The organism is Amycolatopsis nalaikhensis, assembly GCF_030264295.1.
Lineage (GTDB): Bacteria > Actinomycetota > Actinomycetes > Mycobacteriales > Pseudonocardiaceae > Amycolatopsis > Amycolatopsis nalaikhensis.
In genome coordinates this window covers 7,262,431-7,274,223 of sequence record NZ_CP127173.1, presented here as the reverse complement: position 1 = coordinate 7,274,223, position 11,793 = coordinate 7,262,431, and the positions used below count along the sequence as shown (strand labels likewise).

Annotated in this window: 6 protein-coding genes; all 6 read right to left on the bottom strand. The window is 71.8% G+C overall.

The genetic code is table 11. From position 1 onward, the window contains the following. Positions 1-109: 109 nt before the first annotated feature. A complete protein-coding gene (locus QP939_RS35610; RefSeq protein WP_285450738.1) occupies positions 110-2,866 on the bottom strand; it encodes a glycosyl hydrolase family 2 protein in 2,757 nt (918 codons plus the stop codon). A 10-nt stretch (positions 2,867-2,876) separates the two neighbouring features. Then, the gene (locus QP939_RS35605; RefSeq protein WP_285450737.1) at positions 2,877-6,068 is read right to left on the bottom strand and encodes a family 78 glycoside hydrolase catalytic domain; all 3,192 of its coding nucleotides are present in this window, start codon (positions 6,066-6,068) and stop codon (positions 2,877-2,879) included. A gap of 223 nt (positions 6,069-6,291) precedes the next feature. Further along, the gene (gene hisS / locus QP939_RS35600) at positions 6,292-7,584 is read right to left on the bottom strand and encodes a histidine--tRNA ligase (RefSeq protein ID WP_285450736.1); all 1,293 of its coding nucleotides are present in this window, start codon (positions 7,582-7,584) and stop codon (positions 6,292-6,294) included. A 51-nt stretch (positions 7,585-7,635) separates the two neighbouring features. Further along, positions 7,636-8,595 (bottom strand): glycine betaine ABC transporter substrate-binding protein, encoded by a 960-nt coding sequence (locus tag QP939_RS35595; protein WP_285450735.1) that lies wholly within the window; start codon positions 8,593-8,595, stop codon positions 7,636-7,638. 19 nt (positions 8,596-8,614) lie between these two features. Next, positions 8,615-11,065, bottom strand: a complete 2,451-nt coding sequence (locus QP939_RS52275) for an ABC transporter permease subunit (protein WP_434219593.1) — start codon at positions 11,063-11,065, stop codon at positions 8,615-8,617. Positions 11,066-11,126: 61 nt separating this feature from the next. Continuing rightward, positions 11,127-11,699, bottom strand: a complete 573-nt coding sequence (locus QP939_RS35575) for a dihydrofolate reductase family protein (RefSeq protein ID WP_285450734.1) — start codon at positions 11,697-11,699, stop codon at positions 11,127-11,129. Between the last annotated feature and the right edge of the window lie 94 nt (positions 11,700-11,793).

Sequence of the window (11,793 nt, the reverse complement as noted above, 5' to 3'; positions counted from 1 at the left end):
GCGTCCGTCGGCCAGCCCGGTGAGGGTGTACGTGCCGGGTGCCGTCGCGGTCACCGCGGCCCGCATTCCCTGGCGGTCAAGGGAAACCGCGTCGGCGGGCAGGGTGCCGTCAGTCAGGTGCGCGGTGTCGCGGACGCCGTGCCGGAACACCACGCCGAGGGTCTCGTACGGCTGGAGCGTGACCGGGACGCCGGTCGTGCCGTGCCCGCTCGAGTACGCCGTCGCGACCTTCGCCGTGCCGGTGCGCGGGTTCCAGATCTCGGGCGTGCCGCCGACCGGGAACGTCGCGGTGGTGGTCACCACGGCGTCGCTCTCGTTGTTGAGCAGGAACGCGGTGTCCGCGCCCCGCCCGGTGCGCTGCACCCGCACGGCGTCGGCGGCTGGCCGCAGCCGGGCCGCGCCGAACCCGGCGTTCTGCGCCAGACCCGCGATGGCGTCGACGTCGGTGACGAGCGCGACCGCACCGGCTCCGCGGCGGGCCCACGACGCACCCGCGTCCCCGAAGAGGTTCCCGAGCTTCCCGCACCAGGTCGGCGTCGCGGCCGGCCGCTTCCCGCGTGGGCAGCGGGCCGACGGCGACGACGTGCCCGCCGGTCGCCACGAACGCCGCCAGCGTGTGCGCGGTCGCGAGGTCGAGCACCGGCGTGCGCGGCAGCACCGCGAGCCGGTAGCCCGCCTGGCCGACCTGGAGGCTCCCGGCTCGCGGGACCGCCTGGAAGCGGGCGACCGGGTCGCCCGAGAGCGACGAGTCGCTCAGCAGGTCGAAGTCCACCTGCCCGCGTTCGAGCGCGTACGCCGTGGCCGAGAAGTCCTTGTCGAGCTGGTGCCCGGAGTCGGCCCTCCGGGTCTGCTCGGCGGCGCGCTGTGGCTGGACCAGCGCGGTCCGGGCGAGGTTCGTGCCGCGGCCCAGCTCCATGACGCGGCCGATCCAGGCGTCGACGTCGGGCATGTCCTCCCAGAACGTGCTGCGCGGCCCGAACGGCGGCGCGAACGTCACGGACGTCTCGTCGGTGTACATCGCGTGCAGGAACGTGAGGTTGACGCCGCGGGTGGCCAGCGCGCCGACGGTCGCGTGCATGTAGTCCGGGGCCACCTGCCAGCCCGCGTTGCCGAACGTCTCCATCAACGTCCGCGGCGCGCCGCTCTGATGCGCGGCCGAAGCGGCGTTGCGTCCCAGCGTCGTCTGTTCACCGGCCGTGTAGTCGGTGGTGATCATGTCGCTGCCCGGGACCTGCGCCCACTGGTTGTCCTTGGCCAGGTCGCCGGTCGAGTTCATCCGCTGCTGCGGGCTCTGCTCGTCGAGCAGCGGGTTGGTGATCAGCTTCAGGCCGTGCTTGCCCATCCAGTCGGCTTCGCGCTGGTAGTAGCTCGTGGCGAAGAGGTTGTTCACGGCCCGCCAGTACGAGCCGGCGGCCCGGTCCGCGACGGCGTCGAGGCCGTCCGCCGCCGCCGTGTAGGCGATGCCAGGGGTGCCGCCGGCCGTGCGGACGGCGTCGGCGAGACCGGGCGAGGAGGGCAGGCGCTTGAACGGGTGCGGCTGCGCGGAGGCGAGGAACGGTTCGTCGTCCCAGAAGCCGGGCACGACCGTGCCCATCGCCCACGGGAAGCGGCGCGCGTACTCCTCGGGCGCGATGCTCAGGAACGCGTCCGTCGCGTTCGGGTCGAGCAGGTCGAGGTAGCCGCGGACGTACCCGCTGGAGTCGTCGCGCAGGAGGACCTGCGCGTAGACGTCGACCTGCCAGCGGCCCGCGGGCACCTGCCAGGTGTCGCCGGTCAGCTCGACCGCGGCGGTCGTGCCCACCGGCCGCGCGGCCGCCGCCGTGACCCCGGCGAGGTTCACCCGGTTCTGCGGGAAGTCGGCGAGCGCGGTGGCGTCGTCGAAGGTCGAGGACCACAGCTTGGCGCCGCCGGGCGCGGTGACGGTCAGGTCGTCCCACAGCGACCGTTGCGTGCCTTCGGCCGACACGGCGGCCGCGCCGGCCGGGAAGCTGGTGTCGGTGGCCGCGGGCTGCACGGTGTTGTTGATCTTCGGGGTGATCGTGTTCCCGGCGACCGTGACGCTCACCGTCTGCACGTGGGACGGGGTGAAGCCGGGCGTGTTGACGCCCGTGGTCAGCCGCGTCCGGTTCGGACCGTCCACTTTGTACACACTCGCCGCGCCCTTCGGGTCCACGTCGACGAGGTAGCCGTGGGTGCCGTCCGAGCGCACGGCCAGCTGGACGCCGCCGGTGTTCAGCGTGACCTTGCCGCTCACCGTGTAGTCGGTCCAGGCCGCGCCGGGCGTGAGCGGGGCGGCGCCCGGCGCGGTGGCCGGGTCGACGACCAGTTTGCCGGTGTCCACGCTGAGCCCCGAGGTCTCGGCGAGCTTCAGCGTCGAGGGCCCGGTGACGATCCGCGTCGAGCGCAGCAGGCCCTTCAGCCGCAGGTCCGGCCGCGCGGGGATGGTCCGGTCGCCGAGCGTCCCGCCGTTGACGACGTAGTTCGCGCCGCGGCCGCTCGGGAAGTTGTTGTCGTTGAACAGCCACATCTTCATGCCGGTGCGCTGCGCCTCGCGCAGCACGTGCCCGACGAGGGTGAACCAGTCCTCGGAGAGGAAGACCGGCTTCATCTCGTCGCCGCCGAGCGGGAAGATCACCGCCTCGTACACGCCTTTCGCGCGCATCTCGGCCATCTGCCGGTCGGTGGTGTCGGCGGTGATCGTGTTGTTCCAGTACCAGTAGATGGCGGGGAGGCTGTCCTTCGGCGGGTTCGCGAAGGCGGCCGGGTCGAAGCCGGGGTCGTGCTCGGCCGTGGCCGGGGTCGCCGCGGTGACCAGCCCGAGGGCCGTCACCGCCGCGAGCACGAGGGACGTCAGTGTCCTGCGCATGGGTTTCCCTTCAGCCGCGCGGAACGGGTTGCCGGAAGGTGTGGGTGCCGGAGCCGACGTGGACGGCGTCGCCCTGCGGCAGGTGGACTTCGGCGGTGCTGCCGGGCGGCACGGTGACGGTCAGCCGGTATTCGCCGTCGGACTTCGTCCACGCCGTGCTGACCCGGCCCTGCGGGGTCTCGTAACTGCCGGACGCCGACGTCAGGTCACCGACGACCGCCGGGTCGATCACCAGGTCGCGGAAGCCCACCGAGCCGGGTGCCTGCCCGATGCCGGTCAGCCGCGTGGTGAGCCAGCCGTCCAGCGCGCCGAGCATGAAGTGGTCCTGCGACTGGCCGCTGCCGCCGTCCCAGGTCTCGCCGAGCGCGGTCAGCCCGGCCTGCACCTGGTGGCCCAGGCTGGGACTCGTCGTCTGGGTGGCGATGCGGTAGACGACGTCGTCGCGGCCCGCGGTCGAGAGCACCCGCAGCACCGACGGGAAGGAGATCTCCCCCATCACCAGGTGCCAGCCCGCGGCCTCGATCGTGGCGACCAGGTGCTGGGTCTGCGCGGCCCGCAGGTCGGCCGGCACGGCACCCATGTCGAGGGCGAGAGCCGTGGCGCCCTGACCGCCGCCGCCGAAGAGGCCGGTCGTGGCGTTGTAGTACTTCGCCCAGACGGCTTTGGCGAGCGCGTCGGCTTGGGCGCGGTAGGCCGAGCCGTCCTGGCCGAGTGCCGCGGCCACCCTCGCGAGGCCGTCCGCGACGGCCCAGACGCCGAACGAGCCGACGATCGCCCGCGGCATCGCCGGGGACTCGGTGGTGATCCAGTCGCCGAGGCCGTAGTCGTAGACGCCGTCGACCCAGCGGGCCGGCCGGCCCCGCAGGTAGGCGAGGTAGCGCTGCATCGCCGGGAAGTACCGGGCGAGGAGTTTCTTGTCGCCGTAGGCCTGGTACGCCTTGAGCGGGACCTGGACGAGGGCGCCGCCCCAGTTCGGGTCGTCGCGGTAGGACCCCGACAGCGTCACGTGGTCCGGCACGGTGCTGGGCACCAGGCCGCTCGCCTCCTGCCCGTCGGCCATGTCCTGGACGATCTTGCCGAGGTAGGCCTCGACGTCGTAGTTGCGGGCGATGGCGTCGAAGGCGAGGTGGTCCTGCTCGAGCCAGCCGAGCTTCTCGCGGCTCGGGCAGTCGGTGAGGATGCTCTGCATGTTGTTCTCGACGGCGGCGCGGGTGAGCCGGTGGATGCCGTCGAGGGTCGCGTCGGAGGAGTCGAAGTCGCCGGCGGAGTCGTTGTCCGCCATGACACGCAGGCCGGTGACCGCCAGCCGCGCGTCCTCCGGGACGCCGACGACTTCGAGGTAGCGGAAGCCGTGGTAGCTGAAGTCGGGGTGCCAGGTCCGGGTGCCGCCCTTGCTCGTGAAGCTGTCCCAGATCGGCGTGCCGACGTTGCTGATGGACTGGTCGACGTGCCCGTCGCGCAGGGCTTCGGCCGGGTAGACGCGGATCGCGGTCCCGGCCGGGGCGGTGAGCGACACCTGCGGCAGTCCGGCGATGTTCCGGCCGACGTCGTAGACGCGCACGCCGGGCGCCGGACGCGAAATCTCCTTGCCGGGCAGCTGTTCCACCACGCGGACGGGCTCACTCTGCCGCGCGGTGAGCTTCGCCGTGCTCGTCACCGGCACGACCGGTGACCAGTTCGCGCGGTCGGTGCCCGGCCGGTCCCAGCCGGGGATCTCACGGCGGGCGTCGTAGTCTTCGCCGCCATACCACTGCGACACGGTGGTGGCGCCGAGCGTGGTCCGCCAGCTCGCGTCGGTGGCGATCCGCTGCACGGTCCCGTCTGTTAGCGTTAACTCCAGCTGCGCGACGACTCGCGGGTCGCTCGCCGTGCGGGCGAACTTCCGGTAGCGGCCCGAGGTGTGCAGCGCGTCCGCGGTGCCGTTGCCGACCGCGAGGCCGATCGTGTTCGCCCCGCCCCGGACCTGGTTCGTGACGTCGTAAGCGGCGTAGGTGACGCGCTCGGCGTAGTCGCTGTCGCCGGGCTCGAGCACGGCGTCGCCGACGCGGGCGCCGTTCAGGCTGGCCACGTAGACGCCGAGCCCGCTGACGTACAGCCGGGCGCTGGCGACGCGGCCGCGCACGGAGAAGTCCTTCGCGAACACCGGCAGCGCGGGCGGCAGCCAGGTGGCGGGCGTCGGCTGGCCGGTGACGGTCTTGGCCACGGTGAACGGCCCGGCCGGGTCCGTGGCGGTCTGCACGGTGTAGTCGACCGGGAAGTTCGCGGTCTTTCCGTCGGCGGTGAGGGTGTCGGTGCGCGGGTAGAGCACGACCTGGTCGAAGGTGCGCGTGGCGCCGAGGTCGATCGTGAGCCAGACGTCGGCGTCGGCGCTGGTGTGCGCGGCGCTCTGGTACCCGGCGTTCCCGGCGTCTTCGGGGTTGGACGTGGTCAGGCCGTCGGCGACCAGGCCGGGCTCCCACTCCTTGCGCACGGTCTGGGTTTCCGAGGCGGTGACGTACTTCTGGCGGCCGTCGGCGAAGTTCACGCCCGAGTTCGCCGAGTCGCGCACCTGCAGCTCGGCCAGCTGCAGCCGGTAAGTCAGGTCGGGGAAGCGGCGCGTGGCGCCGGTGGTGACCATGCGGTTCTGGCTGTCGATGGGCTGTTCGGCCAGGGGGAGGCCGAGCTTGGTGACGTCGAGCTTCACGTACCGCGCGGTCTGCGTCGACAGGGGGACGACGACGCCCGGCGCGGGCTTGCCGTCGAGCTGCCAGTCGCTGTTGGTGACCCAGCCCGCGGACCAGTCGGCAGGCTGGGTCAGCCCGGTCTCGAACCAGGTGGGCGCGCTCCACGCCGAGGGCGTGTGACCGGACCAGACGCGGACCCGCCAGTAGACGCGCTGGCGGCTGCCGAGGGCGCGGCCGGCGTAGTCGAGTTCGGTCGAGGTGCCGGCGACGCGGCCGGTGTCCCAGAGGTCGGGGCGGTCGAGCCCCGCTTCCGACGTGGCGGCTTCGACTTCGTACGCGGTCTGGTCCCGCGCGGTCCGCCAGCTCAGTTCCGGGGTGGTGTCGTCGATCCCCAGCGGCCGGTCGAGGTGGTTGGCGCGGAGGCCGTCGGCGGCGAGGAAGGGGTTTCCGGCTTCCGCGGCGGCGGGCGCGGCGAGGCCCGCGACGAGGAGCGGAGTCAGGGCGGCGAGGACGAGCGGACGGCGGGATCTGTGGCGCACAGCAGCTCCGTGATTCGACAGTGAATCGTTTCAATTCGACAGACGCGAAAATCTTTTCGACACAAGAAGACACGGGGTTCCGGAGTCAGGCGAGCGGACATCCTTGTGGGCGTCGCTCGCCGCCTCCGAATTGAAAGGTTTCATACGGCTGACGCGGAGACGCTACCTTGCGCCCGAAGCCGAAGTCAATGACGCGCGACCGGCCCGGGTGCGTCTTGTCCGGTCATTCGTTCGTGGGGTCGAACAGGCGCGGAACCTCGGCGAGCGGGACTCGGGTCTGTTCGCCGGATTCCATGTCCCGGACCGTGACGACCCCGGCCCGCTGTTCTTCCGGCCCGTACAGCAGGACCCGGCGTGCGCGCTGGTCGTCGGCCCATTTCAGCTGCTTGCCCAGCTTGCCGGAACTGCCGAGGTACACGCCGGTGCGGAGCCCGCGGGCGCGGAGTCCGCTTGCCAGGCGCATGACCTCGTCCTCGGCGCCCAAAACGGTCAAGGCGACGTCCAGTCCGCGTTCCGCCGGCCGCTCGGCCTCCTGGATCGCGAGGATGCGTTCCATCCCGATCGAGCCACCGCAGGCGGGCAGGTCCGGCCCGCCGAGCTTGGCGACCAGTTCGTCGTACCGGCCACCGGAGCCGATCGATCCGGGGAACCCCGGGGCGGTCACCTCGAAGATCGCTCCCGTGTAGTAGTCGAGGCCCCGGACCATGCGCGGGGTGAACGCGACCCGGCCCGGGGGCAGCCCCTCGGTCAGGGCGAGCAACCGGTCGACCTCCGCCAGGCCGAGCCGCCCCCGCTCGGTGCTGTCGAGCTGCCCGCGGATCCGGTCGGGGTCCGGCGCGGTCACGTCCGCCACCAGTCCCTCGGCCGCGTCGGTGGCCAGTCCCCGGTCCACGAGCTCGGCGACCACGACGTCCGGGGCGACCTTGTCCAGTTTGTCCAGTGAGCCGAGCACTTTCGTGCCCAGCTCGGCCGGGATGCGGTACGCTTCCAGCAGGCCGTGGAGCGCCTGCCTCGAGTTGACCTGGAACGTGAACTCCTCGACGCCCAGCGCCACCAAGCCGTCGTTGATCGCCCAGACGATTTCGGCGTCGGCCAGCGGAGACGCCGACCCGAACGTGTCGATGTCGCACTGGACGAACTCACGGAAGCGACCGCGGGCGGCCCGGTCGGCCCGCCACACGTTGCCGATGACGTACCGCTTGAACGGCGACGGCAGGCGGCTTCCGTGGGTGACCACGGCCCGGACCGCCGGAACGGTGTGGTCGTAGCGCAGCGCGAAGTCCGCCTCGCCGCCGGCTTCCTTCGCTCCCCGCTTCATGATCTTGAAGATGAGCGACGAGGCTTCCTCGCCGAGTTTGCCCGCGAAGGTTTCCAGCCGCTCGAACGCGGGAGTTTCCAGGGGGTCGAAGCCGTAGTGCTCGAACACCGCGCTGACCCGCTCGAAGGCGACCCTGCGGCGACGTACGTCGTCGCCGAGGAAGTCGCGGGTGCCCGACGGTGGCTCGACCTTCGCCATGAACTGTCCTCGCCTGGGAAGTGGGGTGGGCGTTCATTCTCGCCGACCGGGTCAGCTGGTGAAGCCCGCCGCCTTGAGCCAGTCGCGGGCGACCGTCGCGGGCTTCTGCCCGTCCACGCTCACCTTCTTGTTCAGGTCCGTGAGCGTCGCGGTGTCGAGCTTCGCCGCGATCGGCGCGAACACCTGCTCCAGCTGCGGGTACTTCCGCGCCACCCCGCTCGCGATCGTGATGGCCGGGTTGTACGTCGGGAAGAAGTGCTGGTCGTCCTCGAGCACCACCAGGTGCTGCCCGGCCACGCGCCCGTCGGTGGCGGCGACCTCGCCGAAGCCGCACGTGTCGCCCTTGCCGACCGTCGGGTAGATGACCGCGTCGTTGAGCAGGTGCTCCTGCGGCGCGGGCAGGTCGAACCCGTAGGCCTTCTCCAGCCCCGGGAACCCGTCGTCGCGGCTCTTGAACTCCGGGCCGATGCACGTCGAGGCCGCGGCCGGGTCGCGTTTCGCCAGCGCCGCGTAGTCCGACAGCGTCTTGACGCCCGTCCGTGCCTGCGTCGCCGGGTTGACCGCGATCGCGTAGGTGTCGTTGGCGGGCGAACGAGCCCACCACGTGACGCCGTTGGCCGCATCGGCCTGCTTCACCGCGTCGTACTGCGCCTGCGGGTCCGCGATCGGCTTGGTCTGCTTGAGGTAGCTGATCCACGCGGTGCCGGTGTACTCCCAGTACAGGTCGACCGCGCCGCTGGTGAGGGCCTGCCGGACGTTGCTCGAGCCGGTGATGTTGGTCTTGTCCTGCGGGCTCGCCCCGGCCGCCTGCAACGCGACGAGCGCGATCTGCCCGAGCAGCAGCTGCTCGTCGAACTCCTTGGAGCTGACCCGGATCTGCGCGCCGCTCAGCGCGTCGATCTTCTTGATGGACCCCTCGCCCACCTGCGTGCCCGCGTCGTCTTTGCCGATCGTGCACCCGGCGGCCAGTGCCGCGACCATCGCGAGAACGGCGGCTGTCGTGCGTCGCATGAGTTTGTCCTCCTCGGTTTCACAGTCCCCGCGGGTGCAGGACTTCCTCGGCGAGCAGCCCCAGCCAGTCGGCGAAGAGCGCCAGTGCGGCGACGACGATGCCGAAGGTCAGGCTCAGGACCGGGCGGTACAGCCCGATCCCGGCGACGAGCCCGCCGCCCAGCCCACCGCCGTCGATGAACGTCGCCAGCGTCGCGCTCGCGACGGTGAGCACCAGCGCCGTCCGGATTCCGGCCAGGATCACCGGGACCGCCAGCGGCAGCTCGATCCGCCACAGGATCGCCGTCCCGGTCATGCCCATCCCCCGCGCGGCGTCGACGAGCGTCGGGTCGACGCCGTCGAGCCCGACGATCGTGTTGCGCAGCACCGGCAAGGTCGCGTAGACGACCAGCGCCGTCACCGCCGTCGCGGTGCCCGTGCCGGTCCAGAGGGCGAGCAGCACGACGAGCCCGATCGACGGGATCGCCTGGCCGAGGTTGCCCAGCCCCAGCCCGATCGGCCGGGCCCACCGCGCGCCGGGGCGGGTGAGCGTGATGCCGAGTGGGAGCGCGATGGCGATGGTGCACGCCGTCGAGATCAGCGTCAGCCGCAGGTGCGCGGCGAGTTCGGCGAAGATCTCGTCGGCGTTGAGGTAGCGCTGTTCGATCGAGTCGAGCGGCTGCGCCCGCACGAGCAGGAAGAGCGCCAGCAGGGCGAGGGCGAGCAGCACCGGGCGGACCAGCAGGCCGGGCCAGCGCCGTCGCGGGCGCTGCGGGGTCGACGTCGTCGGCCGCGGTCCGTCCGAAGCAACGGGCGCGGGCGCGAGGTCGTCGGTGCGGAGCGCGGCGACCAGACGCGGGACGTCGCAGACGCCCAGCGCGCGTCCGTCGCCGGTCACCGCGACCGCCGTGCTTCCGGTGCGCACCATCGTGTCCAGCGCGTCCCGCAGGCTGGCTTCGCGGGGAACCGACGGCAGCCCGTCGGCCGCCGGTCCGAGGTCGACGTCCGTCACCGGGATCAGCCCGAGCCGCTTGAGGTTGCGCTTCGAGCCGATGAAGGCGGCGACGTAGTCGTCGGCCGGGGCGGCGAGGATCGCCTGCGGCGTGTCGTACTGCGCGAGCACGGAACGCGGCCGCAGCACGGCGATCCGGTCGCCCAGCTTCAGCGCCTCGTCGAAGTCGTGCGTGACGAACACGATCGTCTTGCGCACTTTTTGTTGCAGGCGCAGGAATTCGTCCTGCAGGCGGGCCCGCGTGATCGGGTCGGTGGAGCCGAAGGGCTCGTCCATCAGCAGCACCGGCGGGTCGGCGGCCATCGCCCGTGCGACGCCGACGCGCTGCTGCTGGCCGCCGGACAGCTCGCGCGGGTACCGGTCGCCGTGCTCGCGGGTCAGGCCGACGACGTCGAGCAGCTCGCGCACGCGTCCGGCGACGCGCTGCCGGGACCAGCCGAGCACCCGCGGCACGACTCCGATGTTCGCGGCCACGCGCAAGTGCGGGAAGAGCCCGACCTGCTGGATGACGTAGCCCGTGTGGCGCCGGTGTTCGTCGAGGTCGAGCTCGGCCACGTCGGTGCCACCGAGCGTGACGACGCCCGAGGTGGGCTCGACGAGCCGGTTGATCATCCGCATGGTGGTCGTCTTGCCGCAGCCGGACGGCCCGGTGAGGACGACGATCTCGCCGGCGGGGATCCGCAGGGAGAGGCGATCGACGGCCGGGGCCGCCTGGCCGGGGTAGTGCTTGCTGACCTCGTGCAGCTCGATCGTCTCGCCGCCGGTGCCGGTCGGCTCCCCCGGCACGGCGGCGAGCCGCGACCGCGGGCGCCGCCACGTCGTCACCTTGCCGACGACCACGAAGGCGAGGTCGAACAGCAGGGCCAGCAGCATGATCCCGAACGTCCCGGTCAGCACCTGGTTGAGCGAGTTGACCGAGCCGAACCGCCCGAGCCCGTCGAAGATCTCGTTGCCCAGCCCGGGCCCCTTGACGTACGCGCCGATGGCCGCGATGCCGATGGTGATCTGCGTCGAGACCCGGATGCCGGACAGGATCACCGGCCACGCGAGCGGCAGCCGGACGCGCCACAGGACCCGCGCGCGCCCGAGCCCCATCCCCCGCGCCGCGTCCACGACGGCCGGGTCGACCCCGCGCAGCCCGACGATGGTGTTGCGCGTGATCGGCAGCAGGGCGTAGAGCACCAGCGCGAACAGGACGTTGGTCAGGCCGAGCCCGAACGGGCCGATGAGGATGCCCAGCAACGCGATCGACGGGATGGTCAGGAACGCCGCGGTCGTCGTGGTCGCGACCGAGCCGAGCCACCGGCGCCGGTAGGTGAGCAGCCCGAGCGTCATCCCGATCAGGACGGCGAGCGCGACCGCCGCGCACGTGAGATCCACGTGGAGGATCGCGTCGTTGACGACGTCGACCCAGTTCTCGCGGAGGTACTCCCACAGGCTCAGGGCCGCGCTCCTCGACGTCGTCGGGGCAGAAACCAACCGGGTTCAACCCCAACACGTCGAAGCCTTTCTGTCCAGAGCGCCGGTCCGGCGGTGTGGATCAGCCGTGCGGGTGGGGCCGGTAGGTGAGTTCCTGGATGTGACCGTCGAAGGTCCGGCTCTCCAGCAGCTCGAGGTCGAAGTCCGCCACCCCGGCGAAGATCGGCCCCTCCCCCGTCCGGCCGCACAGCACCGGGAAGACCGTCACCTGCACGCGGTCGACCAACCCCGCCGCCAGCAGCGCGCGGTTGAGCGACAGGCTGCCGTGCGAGCGCAACGGAACCGCGGACTCCTCCTTGAGCCGCGCGACGACTTCGGCCGCGTCGCCGCTCACCACCGTCGCGTCCGGCCAGTCGAGGGGTTCGCGCAGCGTGCTCGACACGATCGTCGCGGGCAGCTCCTTCATGCGCGTGACCCACGGGTCCAGGACCTGCCCCGTCCCGGCGGCCAGCAGCCGCTCGTTCAGCCGGTGCGTGGTCGCGCCGAAGACCATCCGCTGGTCCTCGGCGTAGACACCCAGCCGGTGTTCGAGCAGCTCGGGGCCCTGCTTGCCCCAGTAGCCGCCCCAGTCGCCGTGGTGGGAGCCGAAGCCGTCGAGGGTCATGAAGACGTCGAACGTGTACGTGGCGGTCATGGTGTGTCCTCCTCGGGAATGAGTGCTGTCACCCCGGCTACGAACCGCCGCGCCCGGAATCGACATCCACCCGGAGGACAATTTCCCGTTTTCT